The following is an 18,670-nucleotide window of genomic DNA, read 5'->3' on the forward strand; positions in this document are numbered from 1 at the left end:
AACCCTTTGGTGAAATCACCAATCAGAACTATAATAAAACCCTTTGTCTATGAATAACTTGTTTTACGGGTTCATATACATATTTTAAGAGACAAAAAGGGGGACAGGAGTGATGCATAAGAGATGGGTGGGTTGAGAAAAACAGAAATTATCAGGCTGTTTGCAAAGTCAATACGCAGTATTCTGGAATTGTTTGATAAAGATTTTGACGGGATTTATGAGATCAGGCTTCGAACTGGGGCACCGCTTCAGATGATCTATGGGGGAAGAGACTGTTTCCTTAAGAAAAACGGAGGAGAAACTTATCTTTCTCAAAATGCCTATGTTGTTACAACTGAGGATATATGCGAAACGATGGAGTACATAGGAAATTATTCGCTTTACGCTTTTGAGGACGAGCTCAGACAAGGATTTCTGACGGTGCGGGGAGGACACCGGGTAGGGGTTGCCGGACAGGTGATTGTGGAGGATGGAAAGATCAAGGGAGTAAGCCCGATTACTTGCGTAAATGTGCGCATCTCGCATCAGATTATAGGGTGTGGTAATGTTCTGTTTCCATATCTTTGGAACTGCGGCGAGTTCTGTCATACATTGATTATCTCAGCGCCCAGATGCGGAAAGACAACACTGCTTCGGGATATCGTAAGACAGCTGTCTGATGGGAATGAGAGATTTCCGGGGCTGACAGTCGGTGTGGTTGACGAAAGGTCTGAAATTGCGGGATGTTACCAGGGAGTACCGCAAAATGATATCGGGATCCGCACAGATGTGCTGGATGGGTGTCCGAAAGCAGAGGGTATGATGATGCTGATCCGCTCCATGTCACCGCAGGTTGTGGCAGTGGACGAGATTGGTACAGCTGCTGATATCAGGGCGCTGGAATCGGTTCTGAACTGTGGATGCAAAGTACTTGCCACAGTCCATGGAAATAACATTGATGATGTCAGAAAAAAGCCACTGCTTTCCTCCATGGTAGATGCACATGTGTTTGAACGGTATGTGCTGCTTTCGAACCGCATGAGGGCAGGAACAGTACAAGCTGTATTCGACGGGAGAGGAACTTGTTTGTTTGAAAGGGAGAGATTTGCATGTTGAGAGCAATAGCGATTGTGCTTCTGGTGGTATGCTGCGGGCTGCTTGGATTTGCCAAAAGCAGGGCAGAATCCGGGAGAGTAAAGGAACTAAAGGCTTTGAGAAGGATGACATCTTTGCTGACGGGTGCAATTACCTTTGGATCAGTTCCGCTGCCGACCGCCCTTGCCCAGGTCGGAGGGAAGATGGAAAAACCATATAAAGATTTTCTACAGCAGGTATCTGGAGAATTGAAAAAACTTCCGGGTCAACCATTTACAGAGGTATTTAGCCGGAACACAGATGAATATCTAAGCGATACGCACCTTCAAAGAGAAGACCGCGAGTCACTGAAGAATATGGGTGCAGATTTGGGATTTCTGGATAAACAGATGCAGCTTATGACACTGAAAGCATATCAGGAAGAGTTGGAGGAGAAAATCGGCGGACTGGCTGATGATCTGCCGACGAGAATGAAACTGTATCAGAGTCTTGGAATTATGGGAGGACTTTTCCTGGCCATACTTTTGATATGATGATACCAGGGTCGAAGGGTCCTGCGTTTCATGCTTGCAGGATTGCGTGGTACGCAGCAGGATTCAAAACAGGAAAGGAGAACAGGTGGAGGTCGGAATCATCTTTAAAATCGGGGCAGTGGGAATTTTGGTTTCTGTACTGGGACAGGTTTTAAAACACAGTGGCCGCGAAGATCAGGCATTTCTGACCAGCCTTGCCGGGCTGATTGTGGTGTTGTTCTGGCTGCTGCCTTATATAGCTGATTTATTTGAGACACTTAGAAAATTGTTCGCATTTTAGGAGGTGTCGCCTTGGACGTGATTAAAATAGCGGTATTGGGGATAGTCGGGCTGATTTTATGCCTCATTGTCAAAGAACTTCGCCCGGAATATGCATCCTATATATCGATGGCGACTGGCATCTGTATCCTACTTCTTGCCACAGGAAAACTTGAATATCTGCTTGACATGGTAAAAAAGATGGAAAAGTATGTTCCGATTGATTCAACGTATCTTTATACGCTGTTTAAGATGATTGGAATTACTTATGTGGGTCAGTTTTCCGCCGGGTTATGCAAGGACGCAGGGTATTCCTCTATTGCGGGTCAGATTGAGGTCTTTTGTAAATTATCTATCTTAGCCTTAAGCATGCCGATACTTAGCTCACTGCTGGATACGATCCAGGGGTTTCTCACATGAGAAGGAATATGATAACACTCATGGCTGTTGTCCTGTTCCTTCTATTAGGAGGACAAGCGGTCTGGGCAGATGGGGAAGGCAATTCAGAGAAAGAGGTGGAGGATTCACTGCTTGATTCTATGGATTTTAATTCCATCCAGGCAGCAGTCGATGAGATGCTTGAAGATCAGTCCGTGTCTTTTTTTCAGGCTGTCGAAGAATTGATCAAAGGAGAAGATCCATTTTCATATGAGAATGTCAAGAAGATGGTAAAAAAAGTGGTACAGTCAAGCTGGGGAACGCAAAAGACAATATGGATTAATATACTGATACTAGTGCTTGCATCGGCATTGTTTTCCAACTTCTCCGGACTTTTCAATGACGGACAGTTGGGGGAGATGAGTTTTTATATTGTATATCTGCTGCTTTTTGGGCTTCTGATCAAAAATTTCACCATACTTAGCAGAGAACTTGAGAACACCCTAAACGGAATCCTGACATTTATGCGTGCGCTGACGCCAGCATACTATCTTTCCGTTGCAACTGCTACGGGCGTTAGTTCTGCCGCCATGTTTTATCAGATTGTACTTGTGATTATTTCACTGGTGGAGAAAGTGCTCATTAAGCTGGTACTGCCCGGAATCCACATCTATATTATGATGTCTTTTGTCGACCAGCTTTCAAAAGAGGATATGATGGCGTCGATGGCCGAACTGCTGAAAAACGTCTTGAGCTGGACGATGAATACGATGCTCGGCATGGTGGTGGGACTTCAGGTGACAAAAAACCTGATAGCGCCTGCACTTGACTCATTGAAACGGACAACGATAGGAAAGACTGCAGGGGCAATTCCGGGATTGGGAAATGTCATCAATTCCGTAACAGAGATGGTGATTGGATCTGCTGTACTGGTCAGAAACTGCCTTGGCGTGGCAGCTGTCGTGATTCTGTTTCTATGTGCGCTGAAGCCGGTTTTGCATATCGCCGTTACCGGGCTTTCATATCGGTTTCTTGCTGCATTTTCCGAGCCAGTTACGGACGAGCGCATTGTAGACACCCTGAATTCTATGGGGGAGGGATGCGGATTACTGCTGAAGGCATTGTTTACAACGGAGGTCTTGTTTTTGCTAACGATTGCAATCCTGGCAGGATCCTACGGCGGTGCATAAAAAAAGGAGGGGCGGATGACGGAAGCAATTTATGACTGGATGAAAAATCTTGTGTTCTTTTTTTTGTTTATGGCTGCCATATTAAACTGTCTTCCGGATAATCAATATCGAAAATATGTCCAGTTTTTTTTGGGCCTTGTGCTTTTGGTTCTTCTTGCCGGACCTTTTCTCAAAGCAGTCAATCTCGATATCATCCTGAAAGACACGTTAAGTTCGGAAGTTCTTGATGAAGAATTAAGAAGCAGCAAGAATGCGGCGTATTCCGTGGAGGGGGTACAAGAGGAACTTCTGGAGAATGCTTATGCGAAGGAGATAGAAAGACAGATCAGCGATATGTTAGCGGAGCAGAAGATTCAAGTGGATAAGATACAAGTCACTTTGAAAGGAGAAGATCGCCTTCAGGTAGAAAAGATCTCTCTTTGTGTCAGCAACATGCAGGAGCCATTGTACCAAAAGGAGGGGGATGATATGAACCGGGAGTTTACAAGAAAGCTTGATGCTGTAAAAACAAAGTTGTCACAGGTCTATGAAGTAGATGCGACTCATATAGATATTAGCAGGTAGTGGGAGGGAAGATGAAGGAAAAAGTTAAAGCTTTCCTTACAGGTATGAAGAAAGAGCAAGTTGTTGTCTATGTGCTTCTGCTTTTGCTGCTGATCGTAATTGCACTTCCTGTAAAGAAAAAAGATAAAAATACAGGCAATAATGAAAAGGAGGTGGAACAAGGAACTTCTTCCCAAAAGGAGCGTGACACTACACAGGTCGAGGCAATGGAACAGGAGCTGTCGAATGCTCTTTCCAAAGTCGATGGAGTTGGAAAGGTGGATGTCGTGATTACATTGGAATCGACAAATCAGAAAATAGTCGAAAAAGACCGCCCCACTTCTGAAAACAGTGAGAAGACGGATGGGGAAGGAAGAAATTCTTTGGTTTCCTCAGGAAGCACCGAGGAAAGCACTGTCTATGAAAAGAGCAGTGACGGAGGTCAGAGCCCTTATGTGGTATCGGAAACCTTTCCTGAGGTGAGAGGAGTGCTTGTCATAGCCGAGGGGGGGGATAATGCTGCTGTAAAACAGCAGATTTCTGAAGGTATAATGGCATTATTTCGGGTGGATGCCCATAAAATTAAAGTAATGAAAATGAAATAAGAAGGAGAATGCTATTTTGAAGAAAAAACTGTTCAAGAAAAATCAGATCATAATTACAGCATTAGCGGTTATGATTGCGGTAGCCGGGTATATTAATTATGCAGATAAAAACTTGAGCCAAAAAGGCAAAGAGGCAACAGCCAAAACTGAAGATGCCAAGGCGGAAAAAGATGATACAGTACTTAAGGACATTGAAAGTCTGGATACCGATATAACGGATGTAACCGCGGAGAATGCGGCACCGGAGGAGAACAAGACGGATGAGGCAAAACCGGAAGATGCTGCTGACAACCCGGATGCAGACGCCGCAACGGATACACCTGGAGAAGCAGTTCTCACCGGAGCCAATACGTATCTTGCTCAGGCAAGACTCGACAGAGAACAAACACGTTCTCAGAATAAGGAAACTCTGCTTTCTATCATTAATAATACGCAGCTGTCAGAGGATGAACGACAAGGTGCAATCAAAAGTATGGTTGACATGACAGATGCTGTGGAAAAAGAGGGTGCGGCAGAACTGTTATTGGAAGCAAAGGGATTCGAGGATGTCGTCGTGAATATGACCGGTGAAACTGTGGATGTTGTTGTGCCCCAAAACAATCTGGGAGATGATCAGAGAGCTCAGATTGAAGATATCGTAAAGCGCAAAACAGGTACACAGCCTGAAAATATTGTAATAACACCGATTGACTGACTATCATCCATATGATAAAATACATAAGTTAGTGTAAAATACAACTATGAGCAGCACGATTAGAGAATTCATAGTTTACAGGCAGTCAGTTAAGCTGCTTTGAGGAGACATTTAACCAATGAATAATAAAGTAAGAGACATAATATACTTGACCAGTGAGTTCAAAGAGCAGGCGGATCCTGAAGAGGAGACATTTGCTTTTTGCTCATTGGTTCAAAAAGAGCCCTAAATTATGAGTCTGACACACGGGTGACAATTATTTTAAGGTTTTAGGAGGATTTTTTAGTGGCTGATTATACAAAGGAAATAGAAAGACGCCGTACGTTTGCGATTATTTCTCACCCTGATGCTGGAAAGACGACTTTGACAGAGAAGTTTCTGCTCTATGGAGGCGCAATTAATCAGGCGGGATCGGTTAAAGGAAAGGCGACTGCCAGGCATGCCGTATCGGACTGGATGGAGATTGAAAAAGAGAGAGGAATCTCTGTGACATCATCTGTGCTCCAGTTTCATTATGAGGGCTACTGTATCAATATTCTGGACACGCCCGGACATCAGGACTTTTCAGAGGACACATACCGGACTTTGATGGCTGCAGATTCTGCAGTGATGGTGATTGATGCATCGAAAGGTGTAGAGGCACAGACAAGAAAGCTTTTTAAAGTCTGTGTGATGAGACATATCCCAATTTTTACTTTTATAAACAAGATGGACCGCGATGCAAGAGATACTTTCGACCTGCTTGATGAGATCGAAAAGGAGCTCGGCATTGCAACGTATCCGGTCAACTGGCCGATCGGCTCAGGGAAAAAATTCAGAGGAATCTATAATCGGGAGTCAAATCAGGTGATGACTTTCTCGGATACCCAGAAAGGTACACACGAGGGACAGGAAGAGAATGTTGATGCGGACAAGCTGGTTGAAAGAAGTCTTGCTGATCAGGAACAAGTTGACACGCTTGGTGATGAGATTGAGTTGCTTGACGGGGCCAGTGTTTCTTTTGATCAGGATCTGGTCGACAAGGGAGAATTGACGCCGGTGTTCTTTGGGTCGGCGCTTACAAACTTCGGCGTTTTGACATTCTTGGAACATTTTCTTAAGATGACAACATCACCGCTTCCCAGAGTTGCAGATGGGAAGGAAATTGATCCGGTTAATGCAGATTTTTCTGCGTTTGTCTTTAAGATTCAGGCGAATATGAATAAGAACCACAGAGACCGAATTGCATTTATGAGGATCTGTTCCGGAAAGTTTGATGCCGGAATGGAAGTGTACCATGTACAAGGAGGTAAGAAGCTGCGCCTGTCCCAGCCTCAGCAGATGATGGCGGACAGCCGACATGTAGTACAGGAGGCTTATGCGGGAGACATCATAGGAGTATTTGATCCTGGAATCTTTTCTATCGGTGATACAGTATGTGCCACTGGTGATAACTTTCAATACGAGGGGATCCCAACCTTTGCACCGGAACATTTTGCAAGAGTTTCCCTGATTGATACGATGAAACGAAAACAATTTGTTAAGGGAATCAATCAGATTGCACAGGAAGGTGCCATCCAGATCTTTCAGGAGCTAAAGGGAGGTATGGAAGAGATCATTGTAGGTGTTGTCGGTGTCCTGCAATTTGATGTCTTAAAATATCGCCTGACGAATGAATACAACGTCGAGATTCGTCTGGAAACACTTCCATATGAATATATCCGATGGATCGAGAACAAAGATGAAGTAGAAGTGGATAAGATCGTCGGTACATCTGATATGAAGACCGTTATGGATCTAAAAGAAAGACCCCTCCTTCTGTTTGCAAATTCCTGGAGTGTAGGCATGGTTCAAGAACGAAACGAAGGGTTAAGGCTTGCTGAGTTCAGCAAAAATTAATAACACAAAGAAAAATGAAAAGATTGTCTGCCTGTATGCATTATGGTGGATGATCTTTCTTGTGTTTAATCGGAGATAAAAGCGAAATACTTTAAATAACCTTTTATTTTCTAAACCTTTTTGTTATAATAGTAGAACAGACAAACCCAAAAGGAGGTTTTAGCGCTATGTCAGAAAACAAGAATACTAAGAATAATAACACCTATACGATATATGATGATGAGACAGTAGGAACTGTACAGATTGCGGATGAGGTTGTGGCCATTATCGCCGGGCTTGCTGCCACCGAAGTAGAAGGAGTAGCTTCCATTGCAGGGAATATAACGAATGAGCTGATTGGAAAGCTTGGGATGAAGAAACTTCAAAGAGGAGTAAAAGTAGAAGTCGCAGAAGGAGTAGTCAGCGTAGATCTGGATATCAATATCAAATATGGTTACAGTATTCCCAAAGCCAGCGCCGTGGTACAAGAAAAAGTGAAATCTGCCATTGAGAATATGACAGGACTGGAGGTAGCTGATGTAAATGTCAATATTGCGGATGTTGATATGCAGCAGTCAGAGTAATACAGATGAAGAGAAGAGAGTTACGTGAGAGTATATTTAAACTATTGTTTATTGACGATTTCAACAGTGATGATGAGATGCCCGAACAAGTTTCTCTGTACATGGATACACTTGATGAGAATTATGAGAGCACAGACGCTCAGGACCGTTCTTATATAGAACGGAAATACGAGCACATCCGTGATCATCGGGAAGATATTGATCAGCTGATCAAAAAATCTGCAACGGGATGGAAACTGAATCGTATGAGTAAAGTTGATCTTTCCATCCTGCGGCTTGCCATATACGAGATGATCTATGATGATGAGATTCCTGTAAAAGTGGCTATCAATGAAGCTGTTGAACTGGCAAAACGTTTTGGAGGCGATACATCAGCGTCCTTTATCAATGGAATACTGGGAAAGGTTGTAAGGGATCGCTTTCCGGAATCGCCAGAGGAAGAACTTTGAGCAGTATATATTCAGTAGGACAGGTAAATACCTATATTAAACGCATGTTTCAGCAGGACTTTATGTTGAGCCGAATCTATGTCAGAGGAGAAGTCAGTAATTTAAAATATCATCCTTCCGGACATATCTATTTTTCTTTGAAGGACGATATGTCAGCGATCTCCTGCGTAATGTTTGCGGGAAGCAGAAGAGGTCTTGCCTTTCAGATGAAAGATGGGGATAAAGTCGTCGTCGGGGGCAGTGTCAATGTTTATGAAAAGAGCGGACACTATCAGCTCTATGCAAAAGAAATAAAACGGGAAGGCTCAGGACTCTTATATGAGCGTTTTCTGGCACTTAAGCAAGAGCTTGAGGAGATGGGGATGTTTGCCTCGGAGTACAAACAGCCAATTCCTGCCTATGTGAGAAAGATGGGCGTGGTAACGGCGTCATCCGGGGCGGCAATTCAGGATATCCGCAATATATCCTATCGCAGAAATCCATATATTCAGATTATTCTGTACCCGGCTCTCGTGCAGGGAGAAGGTGCAAAGGAAAGCATTGTCCGGGGGATCGAAACGCTGGATCAGATGAATCTCGATGTTATCATCGTCGGCAGAGGCGGCGGCTCTATAGAAGATCTGTGGGCGTTTAACGAGGAAAGTGTTGCCCGAGCCATCTTCAACTGTAATACCCCGGTGATTTCAGCGGTCGGTCACGAGACAGATACAACAATTGCTGATTTTGTGGCAGATCTTCGTGCACCGACACCTTCTGCTGCAGCGGAACTTGCAGTGACGGATATCCGCAGTCTTTTCAATCAGATGGAAGAATACCAGAAACACCTCCGGTATTCTATGCAAAACAAAGTGATCTTTGCGAGACGAAGATTAGAGGGATATGAAACCAGGTGGAATTATCTGAATCCCCAAAATCAGATTATTGAGAAGAGACAGCAGCTGCTTGAGATTGAACAACGTATCCAGTACCGGATGGAACGTGTGCTGACAGGGGAAAAACACCGTCTGTCCTTATATATTCAGCATTTCAAAGGACTGTCACCACTGGACAGATTAAACCGGGGATTTTCTTATGTTGAAGATGAAACGGGACATGCGGTCACGAAGATCAGTCAGGTTAATCCGGGAAACTATGTGAAAATTCAGGTAAGCGATGGGGAACTGGGAGCACAGATCAAGACGGTTGTCCCTGCAGAGCGGGAAATGTTATCAAAAGGGGAAGAAAATGGCTGATAAAGACAATGAATTGACACTTGAGCAGTCTTTTGATGAACTCAATAAGCTGGTAGAGAAACTTGAAAAGCCGGACATCAGTCTGGAAGAATCATTTCAGACTTATAAAAAAGGAATGGAACTTCTAAAAGAATGCAGCAGCAAGATCGATACAGTTGAGAAAAAGATGCTTAAAATAAATGGAAATGGTGAGATCAGTGAATTTTAGAGATGAATTGAATCAAAAGACACATTGGGTGGAATCGGTAATCGAAAGATATCTTCCAGATGGCGAAGAGTTTGCTTGCGCCCTAACAGATGCCATAAATTATAGCATGAAATCGGGCGGAAAGAGAATTCGGCCGCTGCTTATGTATGAGAGCTACCATATGGTGGGCGGAAGCCATGCGGTTGTGGAGCCTTTTATGGCTGCAATCGAAATGATACATACTCATTCTCTGATTCATGATGATTTGCCTGCAATTGACGGGGATTTGTATCGAAGAGGAAAGAAGACCACCCACGCAGTCTTTGGAGAAGCACTCGGTGTGTTAAGCGGAGATGCTCTGCTCAATCTCGCATATGAGACAGCGATGAAAGCCTTTTCTTATGCAGATGATAAGAACAATACCATCGAGGCTCTTACTATTCTGACTTTAAAGGCGGGTATTCACGGAATGCTGGGCGGTCAGAGTGTGGATGTTACAAATGAAAAAAATAATGTGGAGCATTTAGACAAAGAGACACTGGATCATATATACCGAAACAAAACAGCATCACTATTGGAAGCCCCGCTTATGATTGGAGCTGTACTCGGCGGTGCATCGCGCGGTGAAATCACCTGTATGGAGCAGATCGGGAGAAAAATTGGGATGGCATTCCAGATACAAGATGATATTCTGGATGTTACCAGTACAACAGAAGTTCTCGGGAAGCCGGTGTTCAGCGATGAAAAAAATCAGAAGACGACCTATGTGACTCTTATGGGAGTACAAGGTGCCAAAGGTGAGGTTGAACAATTGACATCGGAGGCTTTGCGGCTTCTTGACACGTTGCCGGGCGAAAAAGAGTTTATGAAAGAGTTACTGTCTTATCTTGCTTTTCGGGACAGATAAAATCCCGCCCGTCAGGGAGACATCTAGATTTTTAAGACAGATGAAAGGATGAGAGGAATGTTGGAACAGATAAACGGACCAGAGGATATTAAGCGGATACCGGAACAGCGTCTGCCGCAGCTGGCAGAGGAGATCCGAAAGTTTCTCGTGGAGAAATTGAGCGAAACAGGGGGACATCTTGCATCCAATCTCGGAACCGTGGAACTGACGATTGCGCTGCATCGGGTGCTGAATCTTCCCAATGACAAATTAATCTGGGACGTGGGTCATCAGGCATATACTCATAAGATATTGACCGGAAGAAAAGAGGAATTCGACAGGCTTCGCATGGAAGGGGGAATCAGCGGTTTTCCAAGAAGAACGGAAAGTGCGTGTGATTCTTTTGATACGGGGCATAGTTCTACTTCGATTTCTGCCGGTCTTGGTTATGTACAGGCACGCGATTTGAAAAGCAAGGATTATACCGTCGTGTCAGTCATCGGTGATGGGGCCCTGACCGGAGGAATGGCATACGAAGCTCTAAACAACGCGTCAAATCTGAAAACCAATTTTATTATTGTTTTAAATGATAACAACATGTCCATCTCGCCAAGTGTGGGTGGAATATCCAGTTATCTCGCCGAAATGCGGACAGCATCTGCCTACACAGGGCTGAAAACTGATGTCACGACAGCCCTCGAGAAGATTCCCGGTGTCGGTAAAGGAATGGTGGATGCAATCAGAAAGACGAAGAGCAGTATCAAGCAGTTTGTGATACCGGGCATGTTTTTCGAGAACATGGGGATTACCTACCTGGGTCCGGTAGACGGACATGATATTAAAACTATGACGAGGGTGTTTCAGGATGCCAGACGTGTCGAAGGTCCGGTCATAGTCCATGTCATTACACAAAAAGGGCGTGGGTATCTTCCGGCCTTGCGGCATCCGTCCAGATTTCATGGAACATCTCCTTTTGAGATTGATACAGGAATTCCTAAAAAACATACAAAACCTACATGGACGGATATCTTTTCTACAGTCATGCGGAAGATGGGAGACCGCGAACCTGATGTAGTGGCTGTGACAGCCGCCATGAAAGAAGGAGTAGGACTAAAGCGTTTTGCCAACATGTTTCCGGAACGTTTTTTCGATGTTGGAATTGCAGAGGCACACGCAGTGACATTCGCAGCGGGACTTTCTCTTGGGGGCCTTATTCCGGTTGTGGCCATCTATTCAACCTTTTTGCAGAGAGCATTTGATCAGATTATCCATGATGTCTGTATGCAGAATCTACACGTGGTATTTGCCGTCGACAGAGCCGGATTGGTGGGTGCAGACGGAAGGACGCATCAGGGAGTGTTTGATCTGTCATATCTGGGTATGATGCCCAATATGACAGTTATGGCGCCAAAAAACATATGGGAGTTATCCGATATGATGAAATATGCGGTTCATGCAAGTGGTCCTGTGGCAATCCGATATCCGAGAGGAGAAGCCTGTGATGGGATGAAAGAGCATCGGGAAAGAATAGAACCCCATAAAGCAGAAGTTATTCACCGTGGTGAGAAAATTGCAATTTTAGCTGTCGGGAATATGGTGAGCACTGCAGGGGAGGCTGTAAGAGATCTGCAAAGGCAGGGGATTAATCCAACGCTTGTGAATATGAGATTTGTCAAACCTTTTGACAAAGAGCTTGTCAAAGAACTTGCCTTGTCCCATGACTGTCTGATTACGGTTGAGGAGAATGCGATAAGCGGCGGTTTCGGAGAGCAGATCCTTGTGTATGCAGAGGAAGAGAAACTAAAGGTTGAGGTAGAGATCATGGCGGTTCCGGATCAGTTTGTATCACACGGAAGTGTAAAACATCAGCAGGAAATCACGGGCCTTGATACGCAGGGGATTGTCTCACGTATTCTTTTGCATGAGCGTTTCCATCCAAAGGAAAAGATAGATGCGAAAGAATGTACGAATGAAGAGGAAAGTTTGAGCGAAGAAAAGTTGGAGAATAGTAAGAGATGAAAGAACGGTTAGATGTACTTCTGGTAAAAAAAGGAATTTTAAAATCCAGAGAAAAAGCAAAGGTAGTCATTATGGCCGGGGATGTATTTGTCGACGGGCAGCGAGAGGATAAGGCGGGGTCGATGTTTGATGATTCAGCAGATATCACTCTGCTGGGGAATCCGATTCCCTATGTCAGCCGCGGAGGACTGAAACTGGAAAAAGCCATGAAGCAGTTCTGCCTCGATCTTTCCGACAGAATCTGTATGGATGTCGGTTCTTCCACAGGCGGATTTACAGATTGCATGCTGCAAAACGGTGCATTGTTTGTCTATGCGGTCGACGTGGGACGCGGACAGCTTGACTGGGGACTTAGAAATGATCCCAAAGTCCGCTGTATGGAGAAGACAAATATTCGATATGTCGTACCGGAGGATATTGACCGCAAACCATCTTTTGTCTCAATTGATGTATCTTTTATTTCCCTTACAAAGGTGCTCCTGCCGGTATATAATCTGATGGAGAAAGAGGGTGAGGTGGTCTGTCTGATTAAGCCGCAGTTCGAGGCAGGAAGAGAAAAGGTACAAAAAAAGGGCGTTGTGAGAGACCCTGCTGTGCATGAAGAAGTGATTCAAAAAGTGATGGATTATGCCAGAACGATTGATTTCTCGCTTTGTGATCTTGACTTTTCTCCAATTAAAGGCCCTGAGGGAAATATTGAATATTTGCTTCACCTGGCAAAAACCGGCCATCCGCATGACAGGGAAGAGCTCCCGGTAAAAGAAGTTGTTGCCGGGGCACACAAAGAACTAGATAAGTAAAGCAGGTTGAAAAGATGAAGCAATTTTATATCATTACGAATACAATGAAAGACAAAAATCTTGTAGTCACGCATGAGATATCCGATTATCTTAAGAAACATGGCTGCTGCTGCTATATCAGGGAAGAACAGCCGCATGACAGCAGAAAGATTCCTTCCGCTGTCCAATGCGTTCTTGTACTTGGCGGAGATGGAACCCTTCTTCGTGCCGCCCGGGAAGTCGTGGATCAGGATGTCGCTTTGTTAGGGGTGAATCTTGGAACACTCGGATATCTGGCAGAACTCGATCTGAAAAGTCTTTATCATGGGCTTGATCTTCTGATCGCCGATGAATATAAGATTGAACAGAGAATGATGCTCATGGGCAGTGTCTATCATGAAGATAAACTGATCAGCAATGATATTGCACTGAATGATATTGTGATGACCCGCGACGGAATTCCCCGCGCGGTAGATTATAATAATTTTGTAAATGATAATTTTCTGAATAGTTACCATGCAGACGGGATCATTATATCGACTCCGACTGGTTCTACCGGATACAGCTTGTCAGCAGGCGGTCCGATCATTTCCCCGGATGCATCTATGCTGCTCATGACACCTCTTGCACCGCATACCTTGAATACCAGGAGTATTATCTTCGCGGAAAAGGATAAGATAACGGTAGAGTTCGGTGCAGGGCGAGATGGACGATTCGAACGCGGAGTAGCCACTTTTGATGGAGAAAACCGTGCACATATGGTGAGCGGAGATCGGATAGAGATACAAAAAGCGAGAAAGGACACCAGAATTGTCAAGATCAGTGACAGGAGTTTTCTGGAAGTACTGCGGAAGAAGATGGCGAATACCTAGAAGATCACAAGGAGGTGCAACATGAAGATTGCCAGGCATGCACAGATATTAAAGCTGATTAGTCAGTATGATATTGAGACGCAGGAGGAATTGGCAAAAAGGCTGAATGAGAGCGGATTTAAGGTTACACAGGCGACCGTATCCAGAGATATCCGTCAGCTGAAACTGATGAAGATTACAAAAGAAGACGGACATTCAAAATATGCGGAGCAGCAGACCACAGACCAGGAGGTTCTGCTGAGATATATCAGAATCCTGAAAGAATCCATGATCTCAATGGATCTGGCTGTTAATATCGTTGTTCTAAAAACCGTATCTGGTATGGCTATGGCTGCGGCTGCGGCTTTGGACGAGCTGGCCTGGAGTGAAATTGCAGGATGTATAGCAGGAGATGATACCATTATGTGTGCGGCAAGGTCCGAAGAGGATGCACTTATGGTTATAGATAAACTAAAGAAGACACTGGAGAGCTTTTGATCATTGAGGCGATATTATGTTGACGAATTTACATGTGAAAAATCTGGCTCTGATTGACGAAATTGAAGTGGAGTTTGGCTCTGGTCTCAATATTCTGACCGGTGAGACAGGAGCCGGAAAGTCTGTTATCATAGGTTCTGTAAATCTGGCACTTGGCAGGAAAATGTCAAAAGAGATGATTCGAAAAGGGGAACAGTCTGCCCTAGTTGAACTGGTCTTTCAAACCAGTAATTCCAAAGTTGTGAAAAAATTAAAAGAGATGGAGATTGATGTGTCCGATGGACAGATCATTATCACCCGCAAACTGACGGAAGGCCGCAGCATCAGCAAGATTAATGGCGAGACTTGCACGGCTGCACAGATTAAAAATATCTCTTCGGATCTTCTTGATATTCATGGACAGCATGAACATCAGTCCTTGTTGTATAAAGACCGGCAGCTTGCCATACTGGACGCATATGCCCAGGAAGAGATCAGAGAAGATCGCCTTGAAGTAGAGCGGGGCTATAAAAATTTCAAAAAAATCAAGAAAGAACTATCCGAATATCAGATGGACCAAGAGGGAAGAGCCAGAGAAATCGATTTTTTGGAATTTGAAATCAATGAAATTGAATCTGCATCCCTGATAAGAGGAGAAGATGAACAACTGGAGCAGAAGTATAAAAAGATGTTTCATGCCAGAAAGATTGCAGAAAGTCTGAATCAAGTCTATACTCTTTCTGCTTATGAGGATGAAAACGGAGCCGGAGAACAGATCGGCAGAGCAATCCGGGAACTTTCTCAGATTTCTGGATATGACAGTGCATTAGGTGAAATGGAAAAGGTTCTTACAGATATTGAAGGCCTTTTGAACGATTTCAACCGGGAACTTTCAGATTACCAGTCAAAAAATCTTATTTTTTCGGAAGAAGAATTCATTGAGGTCGAAAACAGACTGGACGACATCAATCATTTAAAATCAAAATATGGTAATTCGATTGATGAGATTCTGGATTATCAGCAAAAACAAAATGAAAAACTTCAGCAAATGCTTCATTATGAAGAGCGCAAAGAAAAACTTGCTGCAGATTTGAGAACTGCAGAGGAAAAACTTGAGGCATCATCACATAATTTATCCGAAAAACGGAGATTCTATAGCAACAGGCTGGAAAAGGAAATCGTAAAAGGAGTGGAGGATTTAAATTTTGAAAGTGTAAAGTTCAAAATTGATTTTCAGCGGTTGGAGCAGTATACACAAAATGGATATGACAGTATTGAATTCCAGATTTCAACCAATCCGGGAGAAAAACTAAAATCACTGGCCAAGGTGGTATCGGGTGGCGAGTTGTCCAGAATAATGCTGGCGATCAAGACAATTCTGGCAGACAAAGATGACACGGAGACATTGATTTTTGATGAAATTGATACGGGGATTAGTGGTCGGACAGCATCAAGAGTTGCCGAAAAGATGAATCAGATCGGAAAGAACCATCAGGTTCTGGCGATCACACATCTTCCACAGATTGCTGCTATGGCAGACAAACATTTTGAAATTTCAAAATTCACAGAAGGAATGAAGACAAAGACGATAATCCAAAAGCTGTCGGAAGAAGAGTCAATTATGGAACTGGCACGGATTCTGGGCGGCGCAAAGATTACAAAAGCAGTGGAAGAGAATGCAAAAGAGATGAAAGAATTGGCGCGGATTCAAAAATCTTCCCGATTATAATAGCTGAATTATCACATACTAGGAAGGATACATGATGTTAAGTCATGTGTCCTTTTTGACAGAAAGGATGTGATAATAATGACTAGAAGGCAGAAATATCGCAGATTGACAATTATATTACTGACAGTTGCCTGCGTAGGAACCGGAATATACGCATATATCAATTTCCGGGATTCTATTCCGGATGAAATCCATTACTGTGAGGATGATGATAATCCATTAGGCAGACTGACCACGCATCCTTACGTCACCTATTCAGAAGATATGGAAGTTTCGGGAAACGGGTCATATAAAGTGGATGTGAAACTGGCGGATCTGATTCCGCTGAAAACTGTGAAGGTAGAAAAGGTAGATCGTCCATCCGTATATGCCAGTGGAAGTTCCATTGGGATCTATATGGAGACTGAAGGGATTCTAATTGTAGATTCCGGGGAAATCCAGACTGCAGAAGGAACGCTTTCAAAGCCGGCGGAACATATCGTAAGAGCGGGTGATTATATAGAAAAGCTGAATGGAGAAAAGCTGCAAAACAAACAGGAACTGATAGAGAAAGTAGCCTCGGGCGATGGCAGCGCCATGGTTTTGTCGGTTATCAGAGAAGGACAGCCACTCGATCTTAAGATTAGTCCGGTGATGGCAGAAGACGGTTCCTATAAGCTTGGGATATGGGTCAGGGATAATGTACAGGGAATTGGAACTTTGACATATGTGACGCAGGAGAACCACTTTGGAGCCCTCGGACATGGAATCAGTGATACCGACACCGGAGATCTGCTGAAACTTGGCAAAGGCGAGCTCTATCATGCGGAGATTCTGGATGTTTTAAAGGGAAGTCGGGGAAGTCCGGGTGAACTTCGGGGTGTCATTCGCTATCGGGATGAGGATATCATGGGAAGAATTGATAAAAATACTAAAATTGGAATATATGGGAGTATTGATCAGGAAGACCGCGATCAACTGCCGCTTACACCATATGAGGTCGGCATGAAACAGGAGATTCAAGAAGGACCTGCGACAATCTTGTGTAGTGTTGATGGGTCTATCAATGAATATCAGGCGAAAATTGATCACATAGATCTTGGAAAGACGGATACGAACAAGTGCTTTGAACTCTCTGTAACAGATGAGAGACTTTTAAACACAACCGGAGGGATTGTTCAGGGAATGTCAGGAAGCCCGATTATCCAAAATGGCCGAATCATAGGAGCAGTCACTCACGTGTTTATTGCAGATTCAACATGCGGCTACGGAATCTTCATAGAAAACATGCTTGACCAGTGATTTATTTGACAATAATTGACGGAAAATGTTGAAAATAGAGATAAAATGTAATTTCCTGTAACTTGAATAGGAAAAATGCGAAAGAAAACTACTAGTATTTGGAAATTTCTATTGAATTTAGAAGATTTAAAACCTATAATGAATCTAGTGTTTGGAAATAAGATATCTTAAAAGGGCGCCCTCCATTTCCCACACATCATAATCAGACAATATCGGGGTTGATTATGGCAGGAACAACGGGAGGAGATACTGTACTATGGAAAAACTGAATATTGCAGTTGCAGATGATAATGAACGAATTTTGGATTTACTATCTACCATTATTAGAGGTGATCAAGAACTTCAACTGGTAGGACAGGCAGATAATGGCAAGGACATCTACGATATCATACGGGAAAAAAATCCGGATGTTGTTTTGCTGGACATTATTATGCCCAAAATGGACGGACTTACAATCATGGAAAAAGTATCTAATGATCAAACGATTAAGAAACAGCCTGCCTTTATTGTGATTTCTGCGGTTGGGCAGGACAGAATCACTGAGGATGCCTTTAATCTGGGAGCGAATTATTACATTCTGAAACCCTTTGACAATGACGTGGTACTTAGTCGAATAAAAACGGTAGGAGGAAGAGAAACCAGACGAGGGGAAGTAAGGATGAATGAGTATACACCACAGCCACAGGAAAGGAACCTGGAACTTGATGTTACGAATATTATTCATGAGATAGGAGTCCCCGCACATATTAAAGGATATCAATACTTAAGAGATGCAATTATACTTTCCGTAGAAGATGTGGAGATGCTTAATTCGATAACAAAAATTCTGTATCCCACAATTGCAAAGAAACACCAGACAACATCGAGCAGGGTGGAACGTGCAATTCGCCATGCAATTGAGGTGGCCTGGAGCAGAGGCAAGATGGACACGATAGACGCGTTGTTCGGCTATACAGTCAGTAACGGAAAAGGGAAACCTACGAATTCCGAATTTATTGCTCTGATAGCAGATAAAATCAGGCTTGAGTATAAGAACTGATCCGCTAAAGCTGTTTAGATGCTTT

21 protein-coding genes are annotated in these 18,670 nt (G+C 43.7%); all 21 read left to right on the forward strand.

Going from position 1 to position 18,670, the window contains the following annotated elements; genetic code table 11:
• The first annotated feature begins 123 nt into the window (after positions 1–123).
• The 21 genes from spoIIIAA (at position 124) to spo0A (ending at position 18,645) form a co-directional block, all read left to right on the forward strand.
• Entirely contained in the window at positions 124–1,095 is a 972-nt protein-coding gene (spoIIIAA, locus tag INP51_RS03535) for a stage III sporulation protein AA (RefSeq protein ID WP_193736356.1), read from the forward strand.
• Entirely contained in the window at positions 1,089–1,607 is a 519-nt protein-coding gene (locus INP51_RS03540) for a stage III sporulation protein AB (RefSeq protein WP_193736357.1), read from the forward strand. The genes spoIIIAA and INP51_RS03540 overlap by 7 nt, the downstream gene beginning before the upstream one ends.
• Before the next feature lie 85 nt (positions 1,608–1,692).
• A complete protein-coding gene (gene spoIIIAC, locus INP51_RS03545) occupies positions 1,693–1,887 on the forward strand; it encodes a stage III sporulation protein AC (protein WP_193737230.1) in 195 nt (64 codons plus the stop codon).
• A 17-nt stretch (positions 1,888–1,904) separates the two neighbouring features.
• Positions 1,905–2,285, forward strand: coding sequence for a SpoIIIAC/SpoIIIAD family protein (locus INP51_RS03550; RefSeq protein WP_329602333.1), 381 nt, complete (start codon positions 1,905–1,907; stop codon positions 2,283–2,285).
• Complete coding sequence (locus tag INP51_RS03555; RefSeq protein WP_193736359.1) at positions 2,282–3,433, forward strand: stage III sporulation protein AE; 1,152 nt, start codon at positions 2,282–2,284, stop codon at positions 3,431–3,433. Before INP51_RS03550 ends, INP51_RS03555 begins: the two co-directional genes overlap by 4 nt.
• A 15-nt stretch (positions 3,434–3,448) precedes the next feature.
• Entirely contained in the window at positions 3,449–3,997 is a 549-nt protein-coding gene (locus tag INP51_RS03560) for a stage III sporulation protein AF (protein WP_193736360.1), read from the forward strand.
• An 11-nt stretch (positions 3,998–4,008) separates the two neighbouring features.
• On the forward strand, positions 4,009–4,581 hold the full coding sequence (locus tag INP51_RS03565) for a stage III sporulation protein AG (protein WP_193736361.1): 573 nt from the start codon (positions 4,009–4,011) through the stop codon (positions 4,579–4,581).
• Between the two features lie 16 nt (positions 4,582–4,597).
• On the forward strand, positions 4,598–5,275 hold the full coding sequence (locus INP51_RS03570; protein WP_230406868.1) for a SpoIIIAH-like family protein: 678 nt from the start codon (positions 4,598–4,600) through the stop codon (positions 5,273–5,275).
• Positions 5,276–5,560: 285 nt separating this feature from the next.
• Entirely contained in the window at positions 5,561–7,153 is a 1,593-nt protein-coding gene (locus INP51_RS03575; RefSeq protein ID WP_193736362.1) for a peptide chain release factor 3, read from the forward strand.
• 167 nt (positions 7,154–7,320) lie between these two features.
• Positions 7,321–7,716, forward strand: coding sequence for an Asp23/Gls24 family envelope stress response protein (locus tag INP51_RS03580; RefSeq protein WP_193736363.1), 396 nt, complete (start codon positions 7,321–7,323; stop codon positions 7,714–7,716).
• A gap of 5 nt (positions 7,717–7,721) precedes the next feature.
• The gene (gene nusB / locus INP51_RS03585; protein ID WP_193736364.1) at positions 7,722–8,165 is read left to right on the forward strand and encodes a transcription antitermination factor NusB; all 444 of its coding nucleotides are present in this window, start codon (positions 7,722–7,724) and stop codon (positions 8,163–8,165) included.
• Complete coding sequence (xseA, locus tag INP51_RS03590) at positions 8,162–9,397, forward strand: exodeoxyribonuclease VII large subunit (RefSeq protein ID WP_193736365.1); 1,236 nt, start codon at positions 8,162–8,164, stop codon at positions 9,395–9,397. The genes nusB and xseA overlap by 4 nt, the downstream gene beginning before the upstream one ends.
• A complete protein-coding gene (gene xseB, locus INP51_RS03595; protein ID WP_193736366.1) occupies positions 9,390–9,605 on the forward strand; it encodes an exodeoxyribonuclease VII small subunit in 216 nt (71 codons plus the stop codon). Before xseA ends, xseB begins: the two co-directional genes overlap by 8 nt.
• Positions 9,606–9,612: 7 nt before the next feature.
• A complete protein-coding gene (locus INP51_RS03600) occupies positions 9,613–10,491 on the forward strand; it encodes a polyprenyl synthetase family protein (RefSeq protein ID WP_331463505.1) in 879 nt (292 codons plus the stop codon).
• Between the two features lie 57 nt (positions 10,492–10,548).
• Positions 10,549–12,489: a 1-deoxy-D-xylulose-5-phosphate synthase gene (gene dxs / locus INP51_RS03605; protein WP_193736368.1), complete on the forward strand. Its 1,941-nt coding sequence runs from the start codon at positions 10,549–10,551 to the stop codon at positions 12,487–12,489.
• Positions 12,486–13,289, forward strand: a complete 804-nt coding sequence (locus INP51_RS03610) for a TlyA family RNA methyltransferase (protein ID WP_193736369.1) — start codon at positions 12,486–12,488, stop codon at positions 13,287–13,289. Before dxs ends, INP51_RS03610 begins: the two co-directional genes overlap by 4 nt.
• Before the next feature lie 14 nt (positions 13,290–13,303).
• On the forward strand, positions 13,304–14,140 hold the full coding sequence (locus INP51_RS03615) for an NAD(+)/NADH kinase (RefSeq protein ID WP_193736370.1): 837 nt from the start codon (positions 13,304–13,306) through the stop codon (positions 14,138–14,140).
• A gap of 21 nt (positions 14,141–14,161) precedes the next feature.
• Positions 14,162–14,617 carry an arginine repressor gene (locus INP51_RS03620; protein WP_193736371.1) on the forward strand — a complete coding sequence of 152 codons (456 nt, stop codon included), beginning with the start codon at positions 14,162–14,164 and terminating at the stop codon, positions 14,615–14,617.
• A 16-nt stretch (positions 14,618–14,633) separates the two neighbouring features.
• The gene (gene recN, locus INP51_RS03625; protein WP_193736372.1) at positions 14,634–16,325 is read left to right on the forward strand and encodes a DNA repair protein RecN; all 1,692 of its coding nucleotides are present in this window, start codon (positions 14,634–14,636) and stop codon (positions 16,323–16,325) included.
• A gap of 78 nt (positions 16,326–16,403) precedes the next feature.
• Positions 16,404–17,606, forward strand: a complete 1,203-nt coding sequence (spoIVB, locus tag INP51_RS03630) for a SpoIVB peptidase (RefSeq protein ID WP_193736373.1) — start codon at positions 16,404–16,406, stop codon at positions 17,604–17,606.
• A gap of 256 nt (positions 17,607–17,862) precedes the next feature.
• Positions 17,863–18,645, forward strand: a complete 783-nt coding sequence (gene spo0A, locus INP51_RS03635) for a sporulation transcription factor Spo0A (protein ID WP_193736374.1) — start codon at positions 17,863–17,865, stop codon at positions 18,643–18,645.
• The last annotated feature ends 25 nt before the right edge of the window (positions 18,646–18,670 follow it).

It is taken from the genome of Blautia liquoris (genome assembly GCF_015159595.1).
GTDB classification, from domain to species: domain Bacteria; phylum Bacillota; class Clostridia; order Lachnospirales; family Lachnospiraceae; genus Novisyntrophococcus; species Novisyntrophococcus liquoris.